Source organism: Actinoplanes sp. NPDC024001, from assembly GCF_040638955.1.
Lineage (GTDB): Bacteria > Actinomycetota > Actinomycetes > Mycobacteriales > Micromonosporaceae > Actinoplanes.
Map to the genome: position 1 here is coordinate 21783 of NZ_JBEZZB010000085.1, position 21363 is coordinate 43145.

The following is a 21363-nucleotide window of genomic DNA, read 5'->3' on the forward strand; positions in this document are numbered from 1 at the left end:
AAGCTGAGCTAGCTGGCCGCGCCTCCGGCTCGGCGGCATCGCGCCCCTTCCCGTGGGGGCCGAGGGCACCGAACACGACCACGGCTTCGCCTAGCCGATTTCGGCACCCTCGGCACCGACGGGCGCGATGCGCTTCTGGTTGCGCATCGCACAAAGGGGAATCCATTTATGTCACGCAAGGTCCTGACGCTTGCCCTGGTTCTCGGGCTCGCTCTTGCCGGTTGCGGCTCGTCGGATGACGGCGCTGCTGCGCCGTCGGAAGGTTCGTCGGGTGGGGCCGCGGCCTATCCGGTGAGTGTCACGCACAAGCTTGGCACCACCACGCTGGAGAAGGCGCCGGAGCGCATCGTCGCGCTCTCCGACGCCGACCTCGACGCGCTGCTGCTGCTCGGCGTCCAGCCGGTCGGCATCTACCAGTCGTTGCAGGAGGGCGGGGTCAACCCGTGGGCGAAGCCGAAGCTCACGAGCAACCCGAAACAGCTCGCCGTGGGCGAGAACGGCGTCGACCCGGAGGAGGTCGCCGCGCTCAACCCGGACCTGGTGCTGGCCGGCGGCGACTACTACGTCGACACGCTCTACAAGGGCATCGGGGAACTGGTGCCGACCACCGCCTACGAGACCGGGCCGTTCGAGGACCCGTGGCAGACCACCCTGCGCCAGGTCGCCAAGCTGCTCGGCAAGTCCGAGCAGGGTGAGCAGATCATCAAGGACGTGCAGGCCAAGGTCGACGGGGTGAAGACCCAATACCCGGCGATCGCCGGCAAGACCTTCTCCATCTCGCAGGCGTTCGAGGCGGGCACCATCGGTGTGCTGCGCTCGGATCAGGACGTGACGGTCAAGGCCTTCAACGACTTCGGGATGAAGCTGGCGCCCGGTGTTGCCGCCCTGCCGGGTGACGAGTTCGCGGTCACCCTGAGCATGGAGAAGATCGCCACGATCGACGCCGACGCGGTGATGGTCTATTGCACCGAGCCACAGTTGAAGGCAGCGCTCGAGGCGAACACGCTGTTCCAGAACATGCCCGCGGTCAAGCGCGGCGGCTACCTCGCGTTCGACGTCGGCACCTTCATGGCGCTGCGCAACCCGAGCCCGCTGTCCATCCCGTACTTCATCGACACCACCATGCCGGCGGTCGCGAAGGCCGCGGGCGCCTGATGCCGGGCGCCGGGACACTCACCCGCACCGGGCGAGGGTCCCGGCTCGCCGGTCTGGCCGGTCTGCTGCTGCTCGCCGTGGTCGCGGTGATCCTCAGCCTCGGCCTCGGCGCGCAGACCGTCCACCCGGCGGACGTGTGGCAGGCCCTCGTCGCTCCGGACGGATCCGATGCGACCGCTGTGGTTCGGGAGCTGCGCTGGCCGCGTACCGTGCTCGGGGTTCTCTGTGGTCTCGCCCTGGGCGCCGCCGGCGCCCTGATGCAGGGACACACGCGCAACCCGATCGCCGATCCCGGCCTGCTCGGGGTCTCCGCCGGAGCATCGCTGGGCGTGGTCGTCGCGATCGCGTTCCTCGGCGCCGGATCGTTCCACGGCTACATCTGGTTCGCCTTCGCCGGTGCGCTGCTGGCCAGTGTGCTGGTCTTCGCGCTCGGCTCGGCCGGCAGCCACGGTCCGACCCCGGTCACGCTGGCATTGGCCGGGATGGCGCTCAGCGCCCTGCTCGCGTCCTTCACCTCGGCCATCCTGATCAGCGACCCGGAGACGCTGTCGGTGTTCCGGTTCTGGGTGGTCGGCTCGCTCGCCGGCCGCGACATCGACACCGCCGGGGCGGTCGCCCCGTTCATCCTCGCCGGCCTGGTGCTCGCCGCCGTCAACGCCCCCGCACTGAACGCTCTCGGACTCGGCGAGGACGTGGCCCGCGCGATCGGGCAGAACGTGACGCTGGCGCGTACGGTCGGGGTCGGCGCCGTGGTGCTGCTCGCCGGCGCCGCCACCGCCGCGGTCGGCCCGATGGTCTTCGCCGGTCTGATCGTGCCGCACCTGGCCCGGGTGCTCACCGGGCCGGACCACCGCTGGCTGATCCCGTTCTCCGCGCTGCTCGGCGTCTCCCTGCTGCTGGTCGCCGACGTGGCCGGCCGGCTGATCGCCCGGCCCGCCGAGCTGCAGACCGGCATCGTCGTGGCGTTCCTCGGGGCGCCGTTCTTCATCTGGCTGGTCCGCCGGATCCGGATGGTGCGGCTGTGACCGACCTGCTCCAGCTTCCCGGCCGGCGCGTCGTCCGCGCCGGACCGGTCTCGGCCGCCGTGCCGCTGCGCACCGTGGCGGTCACCCTGGCCGCGCTCGCCGCCACCGTCGCGGTCGCCGTCCTGGCGGTCGGGCGCGGTGACTTCCCGATGAGCCCGGAGACCGTCTGGCAGGTCGTCACCGGCGGCGGCACCCGGATCGAGCGGCACGTGCTTCTCAACCTGCGGCTGCCAAGGGTGCTCTGCGGGCTGCTCGCCGGCGCCGCCCTGGCGGTCGCCGGCGCGCTCACCCAGACCTTCGCCCGCAACCCCCTGGCGAGCCCGGACGTCCTCGGCATAACCTACGGCGCGTCGGCCGGCGCGGTCGCCGCCATCGTCCTCGGTGTGGCGGTCATCCCGGTCGCTGCCCTGGCCGGGGCACTGCTCGCCGCCGCCGCCATCTATCTGCTCGCCTGGCAGCGCGGCATCGACGGTTACCGGCTCGTGCTGATCGGGCTCGGCGCCGGCCAGCTGCTCGCCGCGTTCACCTCCTGGCTGCTGCTCCGCGCCGACCAGGCCGACCTGACCCGAGCCAGCATCTGGCTCACCGGCTCCCTCGCCGGGCGGGACTGGAGCCACGTCCGCCCGCTCGCGGTGGCCCTGCTCGTCCTGCTGCCGTTCACCCTCGCCGCCACGGTCGCGCTGCGCGTCCTGCAGTTCGGCGAGGACACCGCCCGCGGTCTGGGCCTGCGCCTGCAGCGCGCCCAGCTCGCCGTCGTGGTGCTCGCCGCCGCCCTGGCCGCGGCCGCGGTCGCCGCGGCGGGGCCGATCGAGTTCGTCGCGTTCGTGGTCCCGCAGATCGCGCTGCGGCTGTGCGGCGGCAGCCGGCCCCCGGTCCTCGCCTCGGCGGTGCTCGGCGCGCTGCTCGTGGTCGGCTGCGACCTGCTGGCCCGGATCGTGGTGGCCCCGGCCGAGCTGCCGGTCGGCCTGCTCACCGCCATGGTCGGCACGCCCTACCTGCTCTGGCTGCTGCTGCGACGATCCCGGAGGACCAGCGCGTGAACGACCGCCTGCGCGGCAAGGACCTGCACCTGGCCTACGGCGACGTGGAGGTCACCCGCAATCTCGACATCGCGGTGCACGACGGCCGGATCACCACGATCATCGGCCCGAACGGCTGCGGCAAGTCCACGGTGCTGCGCGCCCTCGGCCGGCTGCTGCGCCCGGCCGGGGGAGAGGTGCTGCTCGACGGCAACCGCATCGACCGGATGCCCACCCGCGAGGTCGCCCGGATCCTCGGCGTGCTCCCGCAGTCGCCGGTCGCGCCGGACGGCCTCACCGTGGCCGACCTGGTGATGCGTGGCCGGCACCCGCACCAGAGCTGGTTCCGCCAGTGGTCCGGCGACGACGAGGCGCTGGTCGCCGACGCGCTGCGCTGGACCGGCATGCTGGAGTTCGCGGCCCGCCCGGTCGACGCCCTCTCCGGCGGCCAGCGGCAGCGCGCCTGGATCAGCATGGCCCTCGCCCAGGGCACCGACCTGCTGCTGCTGGACGAGCCCACCACGTTCCTCGACCTGGCCCACCAGATCGACGTGCTGGACCTGGTCCGCCGCCTGCACCGGGAGCGGGGGCGCACGGTCGTGATGGTCCTGCACGACCTCTCGCTCGCGGCCCGTTACAGCGACGTGCTGATCGCCATGAAGGACGGCCGCGTCGTCGCCACCGGCACGCCCGAGGAGGTGCTCACCCCGGAGCTGCTGGACAAGGTCTTCGGGTTGCGCGCCATGGTGATCCCCGATCCGGCCACCGGCACGCCGCTGGTGGTCCCGTGTTAGGAACATGAGGAAGAGTGATGTCGATGCCCTCCATCCGCCGCGTCGTGCCCCTGGCGATCGGCTCGCTGCTGGCTCTCGGGTTGCCGGTTCCGGCCTGGGCGGCCCAGCCGGACGGTGCGGTGATCACCTCGACGCCGCTGCCGGGCAAGGAAGCGCCCGGGAGCACCGCGCTGTCGATCACCTATTGGACCGACGACTCGCTCGACCAGCCGCGCCAGGCGCTCGCCACCGTCTACGTGCCGACCGGCACGCCGCCGGCCGGCGGCTGGCCGATCCTGGCCAACGCCCACGTCACCGCCGGGCTCGCCGACGCCTGCGCCTACACCGACGACTACGGGACGGCCGCCGCTGACGTCAACGTGGTGACCCCGTGGATCAACGCCGGGTTCGCCTTCGTCGCCACCGAGTACATCGGGATCGGCACCGAGGGCTCACACGCCTATCTGGACGCCGACGCGGAGGCCAACGCGGTGATCGACTCCGTGCGCGCCGCGCGGTCGGTGGTGCCGGCCCTGTCCAGCAGCTATGTGGTGAACGGCATCTCCCAGGGCGGCCACGCCACCATCGCCACCGCGGCCAAGGCGAAGGAGCGGGCGCCGGAACTGCGGCTCGCCGCCGCCATGGCCGACGCGCCGGCCACCAAGGTCGAGGGCTACATCCCGCTCGCCGGGCCGTACATCCCGCCGCTGCCCGCGCCGGACTACACGACCTACGTCTCCTACATCCTCGCCGGGCTCGAGACGGCCCGGCCGGACTTCGACCTCGACGCCCACCTGACCCCGGTCGGCCGCGCGCTCGTCGACGACGCGCACCGGCTCTGCTACTTCGACATGAACACCCGGTCGCAGGGCACCTCGATCGGTCAGATGCTGGCGAAGCCGCTCAACACCGGGCAGTTCCCGGCGGTGCTGCGCGACGTCACCAGCCTGCCGGTGTCCGGTTTCGACGCTCCGGTGCTGGTCAACCAGGGCCGGTTCGACCTGACCGCCTTCCCGTTCCTGACCGACCTCCAGGTCACGCAGATGCGGGCGCACGGTGCGGACGTCACCTACCGGCACTACGCCACCGGGCACAACGTGTGGGCGCAGGCGCTGCCGAACAACATCGCCTTCGCCCGCAAGCATCTCGCCGGCTAGGTCAGGCGCCGCCGAGCCCGGCCTCGCGTGCCCGCACGATGGCCTGCGCCCGGTCCGCCACCCGCAGTTTCGCCAGGATCGCCGACAGGTAGTTGCGGACCGTCTTGTCGCTGAGCGACAGCCGCCGCGCCACCGCCAGGTTGTCCAGACCGCGGGCCACCAGGTCGAGCACGTCCAGTTCCCGCTGGGTCAGCTCGGGGAACGGTGAGCCCGCGGTGCGCGCCCCGGTCAGGAAGCCCAGCGCCCGCTGGGCGACCGGGCCGGAGAAGAGCACGTCGCCGTTGGCGACCGCCCGCACGGCGCGTTCCAGCTCCTCCGGCGAGGCGTTCTTGAGCAGGTAGCCGCGGGCGCCGGCACGCATCGCCGCGAAGATCGAGTCGTCGTCGTCGAGCATGGTCACCACCAGGACCCGGACCTGCGGGTCATGGCGGACCAGCTCGGCGGTGGCGTCCACCCCGGAGCCACCGGCCTCCAGGTGGAGATCCATCAGGACGACGTCGGGCCGCACGGCGGCCACCACGTCGAGCGCGGCCGGCAGGTCGGCGGCCTCACCAGCCGGCTCGATGCCGTCCAGGGAGAGCAACAGCGAGCGTACGCCCATCCGGAACATCGGGTGGTCGTCGACGATCACCACGCGCAGCGTCACCGTGGCACCACCACCTGCACGAGCGTGCCGTGCGGAACCGCCGAGCCGAGGGCCAGCGTGCCGCCCAGCTCCTCGGCCCGCTCCCGCATCGAGCGCAGGCCGATCCCCGGCTCGGCGGTGCCGTCCAGGCCGCGGCCGTCGTCGGCGACCTCCAGCCGCACGCTCGTGCCGTCCACCGCGAGGCGGACCGCGGCGCTCGCCGCTCGAGCGTGGCGGCGCGCGTTCACCAGCGCCTCGGCTGCGATGCCGTAGAGGCCGGCGGCCAGGTCCGGTGGCAGGCCCGCGGTGTCCCCGCTGACCTCGGCGGTCACCGTGAGGTCGGCGCTGCCGAGCCGGCCGGCCAGTTCGGTGACGGCGACGCCCAGGCCGTGCCGTTCCAGCGACGGCGGCAGCAGCGCGCGGGCCAGGGTGCGCACGTCCTCGGCGCTGCGGTCCAGCTCGCCGCGGAGCTGTTCGAGCAGTTCGCCGGCCTCGGCGGTGCGCCCGGCGTCGAGCAGGTTGCGGGCGCCGCGGACGGTGAGCCCGACCCCGACCAGGGTGGGGCCGAGCCGGTCGTGCAGTTCGCGGCGCAGCAGGCGGCGTTCCTCGACGCGCACCGCGGTGGTGCGGGCCCGGGCCGCGTCCAGCTCCTCGGTGCGCACGGCGAGCTGCGCGACGGCGGCGACCGGCCCGGCGAGCACGGCGAGATCCTTCTCGGTGCGCGCGTCGAGCCGTTCCCCGGGAGCGCCGGTGACGGTGAGCCGGCCGACCGGGGTGCCGCCGTAGCTCAGCGCGACGGTGAGCGGCGGACCGCCCGTGGCGCCCACCTCGGCCAGCACACGGTCGTCGAGTTCCAGGCGTACCGAGTGCAGCCGCAGCGACTCGCGGATCGCCTCGAGCGCGCCCTCCACCGGCCCGGCGGCGTCCGTGCCGATCCGCTGCGCCAGCCGCTCGGCGGCCGTGCCGGGTCGCGCCGACGGCCCGCGCACCAGGTGGTCCACCCGATTCTGCAGCCAGCCGCGGGCCGGGAACACCGCCATCGCCAGAACCCCGGCCGCGACCGCGCCGGCCGTGCCGTCCGGCAGCGGCACCAGGGCGATCACACCCTGGCTCAGCAGGACGTAGGCGGCCACCGCGCCGGCGGTCAGCAGCGACCAGAGCAGGGTGCGGCTGACCGCGACGTCGACGCCCCACAGCCGCTGCCGCAGCACCACGGCCAGGGTGGCGGCCGGGAAGAACGCCTGCGCCGCCATCTGCAGCACCGGCGTCACCGACGCGTACGCGATCGGCCGCGACACCTCCAGCGGCAGCGCGAGCGGGATGAACGACAGCGCCATCAGCGCCGAGCCGAGCGTCAGCCAGCCCAGCCCGCGCCGCCGGTCGGCCGGCAGCCGCCGCCAGCGCAGGAAGGCGTCGGCGGTCGCGGCGAGGCCGAGCAGCACCACCACACCCATCTGGATCGGCAGGGTGTTCTCGACGAACGCGTCCCACTCCCGGCTGCCGACCCGGATCACCCCGTTGACCGGCCGGATCACCCGGGCCAGGGTGATCGCCGCGCTGACCGTGGCGCCGGCGGCCACCGCGACCCGCGCGTGGCGGGGCAGCGGGTCGTCGCGGACCAGCCACGGGACCACGGTGATCAGTGCCAGCGTGCCGGGCACCCAGGCGGTGCCGACCACGTCGATCAGCTGCTCGGCGAAGGGCGGCCCGCCGGGAACCTCCAGCAGCGGGTAGCGCTGACCGATCGCGGCCAGCCCGCACCCGATCGCGGCCAGCCCGGCCAGCGCGCCGACCACCCGGGCGCCGCGGCTCAGCAGCAGGCCGGCGAGCAGCCCGTAGACCACGGCGACCAGCACGTCGTTGAGGTAGAACCACTCGGTCCAGGCCTCGTCCGTACGCGAGAAAGGCAGCATGCCCACCGCGACCACCGCGGTGAGCAAGGCCGCGGCGGCGACCGTGGTCGCCGCCGCACGTGTGTTGCTGGTCCCTGGCACGCGGCCATGATGGCAGTTCAGGCCGCGATCACCAGTCGTCTGATCGACACTAGGCCGGGCGGCGCACCGCGAAGGCCGTTCCGGCGATGACCAGCCAGATCCCGCCGAGGTATCCGGTCAGGTACTGCTGGGGGAAGACGTTGACCGCGACCATCAGCAGCGTGAACACCGCGCTGACCCAGCCCAGCCAGCGCGGCGCCGCGCCGTGCCGCAGAGCCGCCCAGGTCACCGCGCCGGTGGTCAGCAGCAGCCCGGTCCACACCCAGGGCAGGGTGTCCATCAGCCGCTGCAGGCTCATCGCGATGTCCGGGTCGGCCGGGTTGTAGGTGTGCAGCACCTGGAAGTACACCTCGGTTACCGGGCCTGAGCCGACCAGGGTGAGCGCGGTGACGAGCAGGGCGCCCCAGCCGGCCAGGTCCGGCAGCAGGCTTCCGGCCGGCGACTGGGCGGCCAGCCAGCGGCGCAGCCCGGCGCCGAAGACCGCGGCGGCCAGCCCGGCGAGGACCATCAGCGGCAGGAAGATCGCGACGGTCAGGCTGCGGTCGTAGGACTCGGCGTACATCAGGGCCGCGTCGGCGTACACCTTCTCCTCGCTGAACATCGCGAGGCCGGACTCGAGCACCAGGGCGCCGAAGCCGGCGGCGCCGGCCAGGATGCCGGCGACGGCCCAGCCGCGTCCCGGCGCGGCGGCCGGCACGGGCGCCGGTGCGGTGGCGAGGTCCGGGTGGTTGGTCATGAGATCTCCTTCGCAGACGTACGCGGGCCGCGCGCCCGCCGTCGACGAAGGTCTCCCGCCCGGTGTCCCGGTTTCCACGGACACCGGTCCTGGGTTTCCAGGAGATCCCGGGGCCGGTGCCGTGCTCGGGGCCGGCGGTCAGCCGGCGATCTGCCGGGGCTCGCTGCCACCGGCGGCGATGCTGATCCGCCGGGGCTTGGCCCGGTCGGAGACCGGGATGCGCAGCGTCAGCACCCCGTTGTCGTAGGACGCCTCCAGCTTCTCGGTGTCCAGCGTGTCGCCGAGGAGCAGCTGCCGGGTGAACGTGCCCATCGGCCGCTCGGAGATCACCTGCTCGACGCCCTCGCGCGGGGCGCGCCGCCGCTCGGCCCGCACCGAGAGCACGTTGCGCTCCACGGTCAGGTCGATCGTGTCGGGGTCGACGCCGGGCAGGTCGAAGTAGACGTTGAACCAGTCGCCGTCGCGCTCCGCGTCGACGTGCATGACCGCCGGCCGGCCGGCGGTGCCGAAGAAGGTCTCGGCGAGACGGTCGATGTCGCGGAACGGGTCGGTACGCATGAGCATGGCCATCTCCTCCCTGGCTGATTTGCCTCACTTCCTGACTTAGCACTCTCGGTGGGAGAGTGCAAGACATGAACCAGAAATACCAGCTCAGGGGCGGTCCCGCTTGGGTAGCGAGGCCACCACCGCGTCGTACGAGGCATCGACCGCCTCGATGATCTCGTCGTCCGGGATGGCGCCGCCCAGACGCAGCGAGTTCCAGCCGTGGCGGCCGATGTAGGCGCTCGCCGTGGCGTCGTCCGGGTAGCGGGTCAGCCACTCGTCGGCGGCGTCGCGGCCCTTGCCGCACTTGACGCCGACCCGCTCCCCGTTGCCCAGGAAGGCGAAGATCTTGCTGCCCACCTTGACCACGACGTCGCCCTCCCAGGGCTCGTCTTGCCAGGCGCCGGGCTTCGCGAGACAGTGGGTCAACAGCTCTGCTCCGGTCATGTGACACGTCCTCTTCTTTGCAAAACGGACAAACGGTACTCTACGGTGCTGAACCATGCACAAGGACCGCCCGATCTTCGTCGTCGGCTGCCCGCGCTCCGGCACCACGATGCTCCAGTTGATGCTGCACGCTCACCCGCGCATCGCGCTGCCCCCGGAGAACCGGTTCCTGCTGCCCGCCTACTTCCGCCGGCACGAGTTCGGTGACCTGGCCGACGCCCGGCGGCGGCGCGCCCTCGGCCGGTGGCTCGTCGGCACCGCGCAGTTCGGCGACCTCGGCCTCGACCCGGACGCCACGGTCGAGGCGATCGTCGCGGCGCCGCCGACGCTCGGCTCGGCCCTCGGCACGGTCTTCAAGCTCTACGCCGCCCGCTTCGGCAAGCCCCGCTGGGGTGACAAACGCCCGGCCTACCTGCGCAACCTGCCGGTGATCCGGCGGCTGTTCCCGGACGCGCAGATCATCAACATCCTGCGGGACGGCCGGGACTGCGTGGCGTCGCTGCGCGAGACGCCCTGGGCGCCGGCCGACCTCGACGAGATGATCGACTACTGGGCGCGTTCCGCCGACGCCTCGCTGCGGGCCGCCCGCGAATACCCGGCCGACGTCTACCACCAGGTCCGCTACGAGGATCTGGTGGCCGACCCGGCCACCCGTCTGCGGGACATCTGCGCCTTCCTCGGGGAGTCCTACGAACCCGCGATGGCCCGGCCGTCGCAGGTGGCCCGGGTGGCCGTCCCGAAGTACAAGACCTGGCACGCGCTGACCCGCTCCGAGGTCACCACCCAGCGGGTGGCGAGCTGGAAACGGCGCCTCACCGAGGAGGAGATCAGCCGCTGCGAGGCGGTCTTCGGTGATCGGCTCGCCCGGTTCGGCTATCCACTGTCGACCACCCCGCACCGCGGTCCGCGGATCCGGGCCACCCGCACCTGGCTGGCCCTGCGCGACGTGCTCAGCCCGGTCCGCCTGCCCGCCGAGGACCTGCGCGGCCGCCTGCGCCACCACCAGCGCGGCCCGGCCCTGCCCGCCCGCCTCACCCCCACCGACCACTGACCCGCCCCGCCCCGCCGCCGAGTGCCGCGCCCAGACGCGCGACGCCACCCCGACCGCCAGCCGTGTGATCCGGCTGACCGTGAGTGTCGTGTCGGGGTGCGGGAGGCGGCGCTGAGCGTCAGCCGTGTGATCTGGCTGGCGGTGAGTGTGGTGTTGGGGTGCGGGAGGCGGCGCTGAGCGCCGGCCGTGTGATCTGGCTGGCGGTGAGTGTGGTGTTGGGGCGCGGGAGGCGGCGCTGAGCGCCGGCCGTGTGATCTGGCTGGCGGTGAGTGTGGTGTCGGGGTGCGCGAGGCGGCGCTGAGCGCCAGCCGGCGGACGCGGCTGGCGGTCAGGGTTGTGTTCGGGCGGGGGAGGCAGCACTGAGCCCCAGCCGGGTGGCTCGGCTGGCGCTCAGTGCCGCTGCGGGACGCGGGCGGCGGTGAGGGTCAGCCGCCGGTGTAGGCGGAGTAGGTCGCGGCGGCGCGGGCACGGGCCGTCTCCGGGTCCTCGCCCGCGGCGATGTCCGCCTCGCCCCAGGCGTCGCTGCTCAGCCGCATGAACAGCTTGCCGTCCTCGGAGCCCATCCAGGCCATGATGGCGTCGTTGTCGCGCGGCGCGTCCGGCGCGCTCAGGTGCATGGCCAGGCCGAGCAGCCCCGAGTCCCAGCCGACGCCGGCGGCGCCCGGCCCGAACTGGTTCCAGTGGTCGTCGACGTGCGCGATGTGGGTCAGCTCGAACCGGGTGCGGTGCGGCCCCTCCTCAACCAGCCTCACCTCGATCCAGCTGACCTGGCCGCCGAACTCCCAGGTCGCCGCATAGGCCCGAGGGCGCTCGCAGCTGGTGATCGTGCCGCCGGCGTTGCCCTCCAGCTGGTATTTCCCGCCCTCGCGCAGCTCGCCGGAGACCGGCAGGAACCAGCGCTCGATGCGCTCCGGTGAGGTGACCACGTCCCACAGGTCCTCGAGGTCGGTGTCATACGCCTGGCTGATCGTCAGGACGCGTGCCTCACCGGCTTCCAGAACCCGGGTGCCGAGCCGGCGCCGTACGTCACTGATCTGCTCTTTCGCGTCAATCATCGCTTGCTCCTGAATGCTGGGAGGGTGCGGCGAGGCGCCGCAGGCGCTTGCCGCGGGCCACCTCGGTGGCCATCGCGGCCAGGTGCGGCGTCCAGAACCGCCGGAACGGCGCCAGCCACTCGTCGACCTCGCGCAGCGCGGTGTCGTCGACCGCGTAGAGCCGGCGGGCGCCGTCCGGCCGCACCGTGGCGAAGCCGTTGTCGCGCAGCACCCGCAGGTGCTGGGACACGGCCGGCTGGGTGATCCCGAACTCGGCCCGGATGGTGGCGGTCACGGCGCCGGAGGTCTGCTCGCCGTCGGCGAGCAGCTCGAGAATCCGGCGCCGGACCGGATCGCCGAGGACGTCGAACGCATGCACGGGCTCACCCTATCAGGAACGGCTTATATAAGTGGAGGCTTTTCAAAAAGAACGCCGGACCCACCCGAGGGCGGGCCCGGCGCCTTGACGACCCGGATCGTGGGTACGGGCCGCCGACCGGCACCGCTCTGGGGGGAACGGCGCCGGACGACCGCGAAGGATCAGGCGGTGGGGAAGTTGTCCGGGGTCCGGATCCGCGACCGCATCAGCGTCCCGGACTCGGTCAGCACACCGGTGCCCGCGTAGGTGCTGCCGCCGCAGGTGCCCGGCTTGAGCGCCCCGCTGCCCTCGCTCGCGTCGGAGAACGTCCAGTTCGCGTAGCTGATCTTCAACCGGTCGAGCAGGTCGAGCCAGGTGTTGGTGCTGGCCGCGTCGACCGCGCCGTCACCGGTGTAGGTGACCGTGCCGAACTCGGTGACGAACAGCGGCAGCGAGGCCGCGGCCCGTTCCACCTCGGCGCGGTAGTTGTCCTTGTGGGACGCCGCGTAGAAGTGGAACGCGTACATGATGTTGGAGGCGTTCACCGGGTTGCTGATCATCTCCGACGAGTTCGAGCCCTCGGAGACGCCCAGCGACGACCAGCCGCGGGAGCCGACGATCACGACCGCGTCCGGGTCGTTCGCCCGGATCACCGGGATGACCTGCTCGGCGTAGTTCTTGATCTGCGCCCAGCTCACGCCGTTCGGCTCGTTGGCGATCTCGTAGATCACGTTCTTCTTGGCCGCGTTGCGCGCCGACACCTGGGCGAAGAAGGTCTTGGCCCGCTCCAGGTTGTACGCCGGGTCGCCCGGGTTCAGGATGTGGAAGTCGATCAGCGCGTACATGCCCCGCGCCTCGGCCAGGTCGACCAGGTTGTTCACCTGCGAGGTGAAGCCGGCCGGGTTGGTCTCGTAGCCGCCCTCCTGGACGTACATCGAGATCCGGAACAGGTCGGCGTTCCAGTCCTTGGCGAGCGCGTCGAGCGACGTGCCGTTGTAGCAGTCGGCGAACCACTGCAGGCCGTGGGTGCTCATGCCGCGCAGCTGGATCGGCTTGCCGAACTGGTTGCACAGGAAGTTGCCGCACACCTTGAGCTGCCCGTTGATCGCCACCGGGGTGCTTCCGGCGGGCGGCGACGACGGCGGGACCGACGCGGACGGCGAGACCGACGGGGACACCGACGGCGACGGCGGGACGTGCGGCGACCGGGTCGGCGAGCTGGTCGGCGTCACCGTGCCGGTGCAGGCCTTGCCGTTGACCAGGCAGCTGGTCGGCCGCCCGGTGCCGTTGGCGATGAAGCCGAAGCTGGTCGCCGCGTTGGCCGGGATCGTGGCGTTCCAGCCGGCCGGCGTGAACGTGTAGGTGCTCCCGGACACGCTCATCGTGCTGTTCCACGCCTGGCCGACGGTGGTGCCGGCCGGCATGACCAGCTCCACCTTCCAGGTGCTCAGAGCCGTCGACGAGTCGTTGCTGACCGTCACCTCGGCCTGGTAACCGGTGTTCCACGAGTTGGCCACGGTCACCGTCGCCGTCTCCGCGCTGGCCGGCAGCGCGATGAAGGCGGCGGCCGACGTGGCGGCCACCGCCAGCGCCGCGGCTAGGATGGTCTTCGCTCTGCGTTTCACAACTCACCTCGGGGGGATGGACGCGGAGCGCCGTGGTCCGACGGCGCTGGGGGAGTCCGCGCTGGGAGCGCTCCCAGTAGGGAGTTCCGACTCTAACCCGCCGATAGAGGTGTGTAAAACGCTGGGGCCTACCCCAGGGCCACCGCCACCGGTTGCAGCGTGACGCGCACCGGTGTCCCGGGCGCCAGATCGGGCAGCCGGCCGCTCGGCACCTGGGCGATGACGAGGTGCTCGCCGACGGTCACCGTGACCCGGCTGGTCGGGCCGAGGAAGCTGCTGGCCAGCACCCGCGCCGTGCCGTCCGCGTCGGGCGTGACGTCCACCGACTCGGGCCGCACCAGCGCGGTCACCGTCCCACCGGTGTGCGCGGTGACCAGCGGCAACCGGGTGCCGAGCACCTCCACCGAGTCGCCCTCGACGGTGCCGGGCAGGCGGTTGCTGAGCCCGACGAAATCGGCCACGAACGCGGTCGCCGGCCGCAGGTAGACCTCGGCCGGGGCGGCCAGCTGCTCCAGCCGGCCGGCGCGCATCACGCCGACCCGGTCCGCCACGGCCAGCGCCTCCTCCTGGTCGTGCGTCACGAGCAGCGTCGTGGTGCCGACCTCGGTCTGGATCCGGCGGATCTCGTCGCGCAGCTGCACCCGCACCTTGGCGTCGAGCGCGGACAGCGGCTCATCGAGCAGCAACACCTGCGGCTCGATGGCGAGCGCCCGGGCCAGCGCGACCCGCTGCTGCTGCCCGCCGGAGAGCTGGTGCGGGAAGCGCCCGGCGAAGCCGGACAGGCCGACCAGCTCGAGCATCTCCGCCGCCCGGCTCGCCGCCTGCCGGCGGCCACGCAGGCGCAGGCCGAACTCGACGTTGCGCTGGGCGTCCAGGTGCGGGAAGAGACTGTACGCCTGGAAGACCATCCCCATGTTCCGCCGGTTCGCCGGCAGTCCCGTGACGTCCCGGCCGTCGACCAGGACCCGCCCGGCGTCGTCGAGCCCGGCCAGGATCCGCAGCGCGGTGGTCTTGCCGCAGCCCGACGGCCCGAGCAGCGCGCGATCAGCTCACCGGGCCGGATGGACAGGTCCAGGTCGTCGAGGGCGTGCGTCTGGCCGAACGTGCGGCGCAGCCCGTCGAGGTGAACACCTACGCCAGTCATCGGGACTCCCTCGAAGAGCGGTTGCCGAACAGGGAAAGCAGCAGAAGCAGAGCGAAGGCCAGCAGCAGGGCGGCGAGCGAGACGGCCACCGACATGGTGGCGCTGCTCCTGCCCAGGTAGTCGATGGCGACCTGCAGGTTGGTGCGGTGCAGCAGGGAGGCGATGGTGAACTCGCCGAGCACGAGTGCCACGGTGAGGAACGCGGCGGAGAGCACCGCCGAGCGGATGTTCGGCAGGACCACCCGCCAGATCACCGTGGTCCAGCCGGCCCCGAGGCTGCGCGCCGCCTCGGCCAGGGTCCGCACGTCGATCGCCGAGAGCCCGGCGTCGATCGCCCGGTAGGCGTACGGCAGGACCAGCACGGTGTAGGCGAAGACCAGCGTCAGCGACGACCCGCCGAGGAGATAGTTGACCCAGGCGTAGACCGGGGCCAGCCCGACCACCAGCACGATCGCCGGGATGGTGAGCGGCAGCAGGCACAGGAACTCGACGACGCGCCGCAGCCGGGGCAGCCGCAACCGGACCCAGATCGCGGTCGGCACCAGCAGCACCAGCATGAGCAGCGAGGTCAGGGCGGCCTGCCCGAGCGAGGCGACGATCCCGGCCGCCAGGTCCGGATAGGTCTCGCTCAGCCGCGGCCAGTTCACCAGCAGCGGCCAGGTCGCCGCGTCCCGGGTGCTGAACTCGACCATCGCGATCAGCGGGAACAGGAAGAAGGCGCCGAGCAGGAGCAGCACGCTCCAGCGCAGGGCCCGCTGCCGGCGGGCTCGGCGTACGGCTACCCCAGCCATCGGGCGGTCCTTCGCTGCAGCAGGGAGTAGAGGGTCATCACGACCGCGACCACCACGACCATGCCGAGCGCCATGGCCTTGCCGAGATTCGCCTGGCCGAGCACGACCTCGCTGGTCAGGGCGCCGCGGATCTGCAGCGGCACGATCGGGCTGCCCTGGCTGACCAGGGCGGCAGCGGTGGCGTACGCCGAGAAGGCGTTCGCGAACAGCAGCAGCGTGGCCCCGAGGAATGCCGGCGCCAGCAGCGGCCCGGCCACCCGGGTCCAGTACTGCCCGGTGGTGCCGCCCAGGCTCTCGGTCGCCTCCCGCCACTGCGGGCGGATCCCGTCCAGCGCCGGCAGGAACACGATCACCATGAGCGGGATCTGGAAGTACGTGTAGACCAGCGTCAGCCCCGGCAGTTCGAAGAGCCAGACGCCGTTCGCGTACGGATCGAAGCCGTGCTCGGTGAGCCACCGCGTCAGGAAGCCGGAGAGGCCGATCGTCGCCAGGAAGGCGAAGGCGAGCGTCACCCCGCCGAACTGGGCGAGCACCCCGCACGCCGCGGTGACCACACGCCGCAGCAGGCCGCCGGTCTTCGCCGTGACCAGCGCGTACGCCAGCAGTGCTCCGAAGACCGCGCCGATCAGCGCGCTGGCCGCGGAGAGGGTGAGGGAGCGGCCGAAGGCCGCGACGATGTGCTCGTCGCCCAGCGAGCGCACGTTGGCCAGGGTGAATCCGCCGGCGTCGGCGGCGAACGCCCCGATCACCACGACCAGCGTCGGGATGATCAGGAAGATCGTCACGTAGGCGAGGAACGGGACGGTGCCGAGAAGCGCGGCGCCCCGCAGGCGTGGCCGCCGGGCCACGCGCTGCGGAGCCGCCGCGGCGACCTCAGCCAATGGCCTTCGCCCAGTTCGCGGCGAGGTACTCCTTGGCCTTGGCGTTCTGCGCCTCGGCGGGGATGACCGGCGTGCCGTCCGCCTTCGGCAGGGCCGCGAACGCGGTCGTGTCGATGGTGCCGGCCTTCTGCATGGCGTCCGCGCGCACCGGGCGGGCCCCGCCCTTGAGCCACAGGTTCTGGCCCTCGTCGGAGTAGAGGAACTCCTGCCAGAGCCGCGCGGCGGCCGGGTGCGGGGCATCCTTGTTGATCGCCTGCACGTAGTACGAGCCGAGCACCGCGTTCGACGGGACGAACGTCTTCCAGGTGCTGACCTTGGTCGCCTCGGCGGTGTTCAGGTAGTCCCAGTCGAGGACGACCGGGGTCTGGCCGGACGCGATGGTGGCCGGGGTCGGGTCCACCGGCAGGAAGTTGCCGGCCTTCTTCAGTTGGCCGAAGAAGTCCACGCCGGGCTGCACGTTCTCCGGCGAGCCGCCCTTGGCCACGGCCACCATCTGCACGCCGCCGAAGGCCGCGCCGGCCTGGGTCGGGTCTCCGTTGAGCGCCACCTTGCCCTTGAACTCCGGCTTCAGCAGGTCGTCCACACTGGTGGGGGCGGGCACCTTGGCGCTGTCGTAGCCGATCGACATGTAGCCGCCGTAGTCGTTCACCCAGGCGCCGTTCGCGTCCTTGAGGTCGGCCGGGATCTGGTCGAACGTCGCGGTCTTGTACGGCGCGAACATCGCCACGTTGGCGGCGGCCACCGCACCGCCCAGGTCGAACACGTCGGGCGCGGTGTCCTGGCCCTTGAGCTGGTTGGCCGCGTTGATCTCGTCCTGGCTGGAGCCGTCCGGCTGCGCCGAGGTGACCTTGATGCCGTACTTGTCGCCGAAGGTCTTGATGATCTCGCCGTAGTTCGCCCAGTTCGGTGGCAGGGCGATCACGTTGAGCCGGCCCTCCTTCTTCGCCTCGGCGATCAGGGCGTCCATGCCACCCAGGTCGGCGGCGCTGGTGGCGGTGGCCGCGCTGCCCGAGGCGGACGCCGGCTCCGTCTCCGGCGGGGAGCAGGCGGTGAGGGAGACCATCGTCGCGGCCGCCAGGGTGATGGCGGCCGAGCGAGACAGGGTGCGCACTTTCGTTCCTCCTTAAGCGGCACTGCAACCGGTGCGCGCTGGTGGATCATGAAAGTGCTTGATGGAGGAGAGGCGTACGCCAGGGAACCGGCCGACGACATCTTGACCCCGCCGCATCGCGCGTTGTCGCAGGTCATCGACGGTAATCGCTGCCAGTGAGAAGGGCCCCGCCCGCGTCCCCTTGGCGGAGGGGAATGCGGGTGGGGCCCTTCGGCGCCGGACGGTTTGCTGGGGACAAGACCGCCGGCGCGTCCGTGTTCCTCTCTAAGAGTGTCTGCTGGGGCCGGATAGGTTGCCGATTGTGATCCAGATCTCAGTGATGACTGATATCAGTGATCACTGGCAGACTCACCGACCGACCACATTCGACGGGAGGGCCGCCGGTGACATCCGTGGAGCCCGGTCCGGCAGCCCGTGACCGGACCGCCGGCCGGGTGGCGCCGGGCCGGATCGCGGCGGCGCTGGGCGCCGGTGGCATCGTGCTGCACCTGGCGCTCGCCGGCAGTCACACCGGGCACGCGCCGGCCGTGCTCGGCGGGCTCGCGGCGCTCGCCCTGGTCTGCGTGCCGTGCGGCGCGAAACTGTGGCGCCGGCCGGACGACCGGGGCGCGTGGCTGAGCCTGCTGGCGCTCAGCGGCCTGATGATGCTGCTCCACCTGGGCCTGCGCCCGCAGGGCGCGATGCTGGCCGCGGTGCTGGCGGTCCCGGTGGCGCAGGCGTTGCTCGGCTGGGTGGCGTCAGCGCGCCGCTGAGCGGCGGCTGTTCCACGCGGCCGCGACGGTGGCGACCACCGCGGTGGCCGCGGTCAGGCCGACGAGGAGCAGGATCGCGCCGATCGCGTAGAGGCCGGTGTCGTCGGAGGCCGCGGCCGGCACGGTCCAGGCCGCGGTGAACGCGACGGTCAGGGCGGCGGCGGCCGGGATCGGCCGGACCCCGAGCCGGATCGCGGCCACCAGCACCGCGATCAGGGTCACCGCGGCGCCGGCGACCTGCCAGGCCGGATACGGCTCGGAGGATCCCGCCGCGGGGCTGCCGGGGAGCGCGCCGCCGAGCCACACGGCGTACGCGGCGACCGAGAGGCCGGCAACCGCGACCGTGCCGGTCAGGTCCCGGCGCACCACGCTGTTGATCATGACGGAGATAATGCCGGACGGGTCCGGTCGGTGGCGAGCTTGACCGCGATGACACCGAGCATCGTGCCCATCAGGTAGCGCTGCACCCGCAACCAGCCGGGCCGCCGGGCCAGGAACACCGCGATGGTGCCGGCCGCGAGCACGATCGTCAGGTTCACCGTCATGCTGACCAGCAGCTGCACCCCGCCGAGCAGGAAACCCTGCGCCATCACGTGACCGGCGGCCGGCTCGACGAACTGCGGGATCAGCGACAGGTACATGACCGCCGCCTTCGGGTTCAGCAGGTTGGTGACCAGGCCCATGGTGAACAGCCGCCCGGCCGAGTCGGCCTCCAGCGGCTGCGGCTCGAAGACCGAGGCGCCGCCGGGCCGCAGCGTCTTGAACGCCAGCCACGCCAGGTAGCCGGCCCCGGCCAGCTTGATCGCCGTGTACAGCTCGGGCACCGCGACGAACACGACGGAGAGCCCGAGGTTGGTCGCGGTGAGGTAGACCAGGAAGCCGAGCGCCACCCCGGCGAGCGAGACGATGCCGGCGCGCGGGCCCTGCGTGATGCTGCGCGACACCAGGTACATCATGTTCGGCCCGGGGGTGAGGACCATGCCCAGGGCGACGGCGGAGACGGCGAGGATCGATGACACGGTGACCACGTCCCCACCCTGACCGGCCGCCGTCGCCGGCGCGACGACCAATCCGGGACCGGTGGCCCGCGGTGATCCGGTGCTCCGCCGTTCGGCCCACCGTGGATCAGCCCGCCGGTGGCCGCAGGCGGCCGAACGGGCCGAATGGCGGCGTGACCTAGCGGTGCGCGGCGGGCGCGTGGTGGGCGCGCTCAGCTTCGGCAACCCGCCGGCGTACGTGGCGAGCGACCCGGGGCCGGAGCGGTACATCGTGCTGCTCGTGACCGATCGGGATCACAACGGCGAGGGCATCGGGGCGCGCCTGCTCGACCATGCCCGCGCGGTCGCCGTCGACGCCGGCGCCGAACTGCTCCGCGAGAGCCAGGGCTTCACGGCGACGCAGCGGTTCACCATGGCGCAGCCGGCCGACCCGTGGCCCGGGCAGGTCCTGGCGCGGCGCCTGCGCTGACCGGCACTTGACGGCGCATCCATCGATGACCATAGTCCGTATCCATGAATGTGACATCGTTCCGTTCTTGGAAACGGCGGGTCGCGGTGATCTCGGCCGCCGTCCTCGCCGTGACGGTTGCCGCGCCGGCTCCCGCCCGTGCCGCCACCCCGGCGGTCGCGAGTTACCCGACGACGATCAACGGCGACAGCGCCGACGTGTACTACCCGGCCTCCGGAACCCGGCTGCCGGTGGCGCTCCTGCTGCAGGGCGCGAACGTCGACAAGGCGCACTACTCGGCGTTCGCGGCGAAGCTCGCCTCGTACGGCTTCGTGGTCGCCGTCCCCAACCACACCCGTGCCCTGTTCGGCGTGAGCGGCCTCTATCCCGAGGGCGCGCAGGCCGGCTGGACCGTCGACTGGGCCGAGGCCGAGGACGACGACCGGTCCTCGCCGCTCTACCGGCGCATCGACGAGAACACCCTGGTCGTGGCGGGGCACTCGTTCGGCGCAGCGGCCGCGCTCAGCCTCAGCACCGGACTCTGCGGGATCCCGTTCTGCCCTGTCGCCACCACGGCCCCGGGCGAACTGGAGGCGGTCGTCACCTACGGCGGCAACAACGTGCAGTTCGGCACGGACGTCGTCCTGCCGGTGGCCAACGCGGTGCCGGCCGGGTATGTGCAGGGCAGCGCGGACGGTGTCGCCACCCCGGCTGAGGGGCGGGCCACCTATCAGCTCACCGCGGGCACGCCGAAGGCGTTCATCGAGGTCGCGGGCGCCAACCATTACGGCATCACCAACGGGCAGAACCCGGCGGGCGCCCTGCCGGACGCCTCGGCGCAGACCCTGTGCCAGGCCGTCGGCGTCGAGACGATCGCCCGCTGGTCGGCCCGGTGGCTGCTGGCGCAGACCGGGGACATCGCGGCCAAACGGTACGTCTACCGCACCGGCGACGCGGCCGATCCGAACGTCACCGTCTCTTACTTCAGGTGACCGGTGCGGGGCCGGGCGTCAGTGCCGCCGCTCGGCCCGGCGCCGGCCCTTCTTGGCCTCCCGCGGCGCGGGCACCGCGGCGACCAGCTGCTCCGGCCAGGTGACCCGGACCGTGCCCTGCTCGTCCCACTCCTCGGCCAGCTCCAGCAGGTCCCGCACCGCCTCGTTGACCTGCTCGTCGCTCCACGGGAACGCGCCGGAGTCGAGCAGCGCCCAGGCCTCGCGGGCCAGGGCCGGGACCTTGCCGGTGTCGCCCTCCTCGACCGCGCGGTGCACCACACCGGCGATCAGCTCGGCCAGGCCGAGGGCGCGCTTGTTGGCCTCCAGGAGCCGCTTGCTGCGGGCCGCGGCGTCATAGCGCGGTTTGCCGCTGAGCAGGCGCATCTGTGGGAAGACCCCACCGGCCGCGATGGATCCGAAAACCCCGTCGGGCATCCGCAGGCAGCGCTCGGTGGCGAAGCAGGCGAGCTCGTGCGGAACGCGGTGGCTGCGGTCGTTGCCGGGCAGCTGGAGCACCACGCCGTCGTCTCGGTGCACAGTGGCCACGTGCGACCCGACGGTGCTGTGAGCGAACAAGATTTGCATCCGGTAATACTGCCATCACTGACCGCTACAAGTCATCGACCAGCAATGATCGACTCCGCCGTGACCCTGCCGGCCGTCGGCGGCCGGCCGCCGGGGGGGGGGGCGCCCGGCGGGGGGCC

The 21363-nt window shown here is 72.4% G+C and carries 23 protein-coding genes and 1 pseudogene; 9 read left to right on the forward strand and 15 right to left on the reverse strand.

Annotated features, from left to right (window positions below; genetic code table 11):
• Window positions 1-291 precede the first annotated feature (291 nt).
• The 5 genes from AB0F81_RS29305 to AB0F81_RS29325 all read left to right on the forward strand — a co-directional run bounded on the left by AB0F81_RS29305 (window position 292) and on the right by AB0F81_RS29325 (window position 5129).
• Window positions 292-1155: an ABC transporter substrate-binding protein gene (locus AB0F81_RS29305; protein ID WP_360202371.1), complete on the forward strand. Its 864-nt coding sequence runs from the start codon at window positions 292-294 to the stop codon at window positions 1153-1155.
• Between the two features lie 62 nt (window positions 1156-1217).
• Window positions 1218-2180, forward strand: coding sequence for an iron ABC transporter permease (locus AB0F81_RS29310; RefSeq protein WP_360202414.1), 963 nt, complete (start codon window positions 1218-1220; stop codon window positions 2178-2180).
• Window positions 2177-3220 (forward strand): iron ABC transporter permease, encoded by a 1044-nt coding sequence (locus AB0F81_RS29315; RefSeq protein WP_360202373.1) that lies wholly within the window; start codon window positions 2177-2179, stop codon window positions 3218-3220. Before AB0F81_RS29310 ends, AB0F81_RS29315 begins: the two co-directional genes overlap by 4 nt.
• Window positions 3217-3993: an ABC transporter ATP-binding protein gene (locus tag AB0F81_RS29320; protein ID WP_360202375.1), complete on the forward strand. Its 777-nt coding sequence runs from the start codon at window positions 3217-3219 to the stop codon at window positions 3991-3993. Before AB0F81_RS29315 ends, AB0F81_RS29320 begins: the two co-directional genes overlap by 4 nt.
• A 17-nt stretch (window positions 3994-4010) precedes the next feature.
• A complete protein-coding gene (locus AB0F81_RS29325; RefSeq protein ID WP_360202377.1) occupies window positions 4011-5129 on the forward strand; it encodes a lipase family protein in 1119 nt (372 codons plus the stop codon).
• Window position 5130: 1 nt separating this feature from the next.
• On the opposite strand, the gene AB0F81_RS29330 is transcribed toward AB0F81_RS29325, so the two are convergent.
• From AB0F81_RS29330 to AB0F81_RS29350, 5 genes are all read right to left on the reverse strand, one after another.
• Entirely contained in the window at window positions 5131-5775 is a 645-nt protein-coding gene (locus AB0F81_RS29330) for a response regulator transcription factor (RefSeq protein ID WP_360202379.1), read from the reverse strand.
• Window positions 5772-7748, reverse strand: a complete 1977-nt coding sequence (locus tag AB0F81_RS29335) for a histidine kinase (protein ID WP_360202381.1) — start codon at window positions 7746-7748, stop codon at window positions 5772-5774. Before AB0F81_RS29335 ends, AB0F81_RS29330 begins: the two co-directional genes overlap by 4 nt.
• Window positions 7749-7797: 49 nt before the next feature.
• Window positions 7798-8484: a hypothetical protein gene (locus AB0F81_RS29340; RefSeq protein ID WP_360202383.1), complete on the reverse strand. Its 687-nt coding sequence runs from the start codon at window positions 8482-8484 to the stop codon at window positions 7798-7800.
• Window positions 8485-8622: 138 nt separating this feature from the next.
• On the reverse strand, window positions 8623-9048 hold the full coding sequence (locus AB0F81_RS29345; protein ID WP_360202385.1) for an Hsp20/alpha crystallin family protein: 426 nt from the start codon (window positions 9046-9048) through the stop codon (window positions 8623-8625).
• 87 nt (window positions 9049-9135) lie between these two features.
• Complete coding sequence (locus AB0F81_RS29350) at window positions 9136-9474, reverse strand: MmcQ/YjbR family DNA-binding protein (protein WP_360202387.1); 339 nt, start codon at window positions 9472-9474, stop codon at window positions 9136-9138.
• 55 nt (window positions 9475-9529) lie between these two features.
• Between AB0F81_RS29350 and AB0F81_RS29355 the strand changes: the two genes are divergently transcribed.
• Entirely contained in the window at window positions 9530-10525 is a 996-nt protein-coding gene (locus AB0F81_RS29355) for a sulfotransferase (protein ID WP_360202389.1), read from the forward strand.
• 425 nt (window positions 10526-10950) lie between these two features.
• Here the strand turns inward: AB0F81_RS29355 and AB0F81_RS29360 are convergent, their stop codons facing one another.
• From AB0F81_RS29360 to AB0F81_RS29390, 7 genes and pseudogenes are all read right to left on the reverse strand, one after another.
• Window positions 10951-11580, reverse strand: coding sequence for an SRPBCC family protein (locus tag AB0F81_RS29360; protein ID WP_360202391.1), 630 nt, complete (start codon window positions 11578-11580; stop codon window positions 10951-10953).
• On the reverse strand, window positions 11573-11938 hold the full coding sequence (locus tag AB0F81_RS29365; RefSeq protein WP_360202393.1) for a metalloregulator ArsR/SmtB family transcription factor: 366 nt from the start codon (window positions 11936-11938) through the stop codon (window positions 11573-11575). The genes AB0F81_RS29360 and AB0F81_RS29365 overlap by 8 nt, the downstream gene beginning before the upstream one ends.
• Window positions 11939-12099: 161 nt before the next feature.
• Window positions 12100-13542 carry a cellulase family glycosylhydrolase gene (locus AB0F81_RS29370; RefSeq protein WP_360202395.1) on the reverse strand — a complete coding sequence of 481 codons (1443 nt, stop codon included), beginning with the start codon at window positions 13540-13542 and terminating at the stop codon, window positions 12100-12102.
• Between the two features lie 128 nt (window positions 13543-13670).
• Window positions 13671-14686 (reverse strand): annotated as a pseudogene (locus AB0F81_RS29375) (ABC transporter ATP-binding protein).
• Entirely contained in the window at window positions 14683-15477 is a 795-nt protein-coding gene (locus AB0F81_RS29380; protein WP_360202397.1) for an ABC transporter permease subunit, read from the reverse strand. The pseudogene AB0F81_RS29375 and the gene AB0F81_RS29380 overlap by 4 nt, the downstream one beginning before the upstream one ends.
• A complete protein-coding gene (locus AB0F81_RS29385; protein ID WP_360202399.1) occupies window positions 15465-16358 on the reverse strand; it encodes an ABC transporter permease in 894 nt (297 codons plus the stop codon). Before AB0F81_RS29385 ends, AB0F81_RS29380 begins: the two co-directional genes overlap by 13 nt.
• Window positions 16351-17469, reverse strand: coding sequence for an ABC transporter substrate-binding protein (locus AB0F81_RS29390; RefSeq protein ID WP_360202401.1), 1119 nt, complete (start codon window positions 17467-17469; stop codon window positions 16351-16353). Before AB0F81_RS29390 ends, AB0F81_RS29385 begins: the two co-directional genes overlap by 8 nt.
• Before the next feature lie 383 nt (window positions 17470-17852).
• Here AB0F81_RS29390 and AB0F81_RS29395 point away from each other — a divergent pair, with 383 nt between their 5' ends.
• Entirely contained in the window at window positions 17853-18221 is a 369-nt protein-coding gene (locus AB0F81_RS29395) for a hypothetical protein (protein WP_360202403.1), read from the forward strand.
• Here the strand turns inward: AB0F81_RS29395 and AB0F81_RS29400 are convergent.
• Window positions 18207-18602, reverse strand: coding sequence for a hypothetical protein (locus AB0F81_RS29400; RefSeq protein ID WP_360202405.1), 396 nt, complete (start codon window positions 18600-18602; stop codon window positions 18207-18209). The genes AB0F81_RS29395 and AB0F81_RS29400 overlap by 15 nt on opposite strands.
• Window positions 18599-19249: a LysE family translocator gene (locus tag AB0F81_RS29405; protein WP_360202407.1), complete on the reverse strand. Its 651-nt coding sequence runs from the start codon at window positions 19247-19249 to the stop codon at window positions 18599-18601. The genes AB0F81_RS29400 and AB0F81_RS29405 overlap by 4 nt, the downstream gene beginning before the upstream one ends.
• A 70-nt stretch (window positions 19250-19319) precedes the next feature.
• On the opposite strand from AB0F81_RS29405, the gene AB0F81_RS29410 reads away from it, so the two are divergent.
• Together AB0F81_RS29410 and AB0F81_RS29415 are read left to right on the forward strand one after the other, a co-directional pair.
• Window positions 19320-19688 carry a GNAT family N-acetyltransferase gene (locus AB0F81_RS29410; RefSeq protein ID WP_360202408.1) on the forward strand — a complete coding sequence of 123 codons (369 nt, stop codon included), beginning with the start codon at window positions 19320-19322 and terminating at the stop codon, window positions 19686-19688.
• Window positions 19689-19732: 44 nt separating this feature from the next.
• Entirely contained in the window at window positions 19733-20659 is a 927-nt protein-coding gene (locus AB0F81_RS29415; protein WP_360202410.1) for a hypothetical protein, read from the forward strand.
• 18 nt (window positions 20660-20677) lie between these two features.
• Here AB0F81_RS29415 and AB0F81_RS29420 read toward each other — a convergent pair whose 3' ends face one another.
• Window positions 20678-21244 (reverse strand): hypothetical protein, encoded by a 567-nt coding sequence (locus AB0F81_RS29420; RefSeq protein WP_360202412.1) that lies wholly within the window; start codon window positions 21242-21244, stop codon window positions 20678-20680.
• Window positions 21245-21363: the final 119 nt, after the last annotated feature.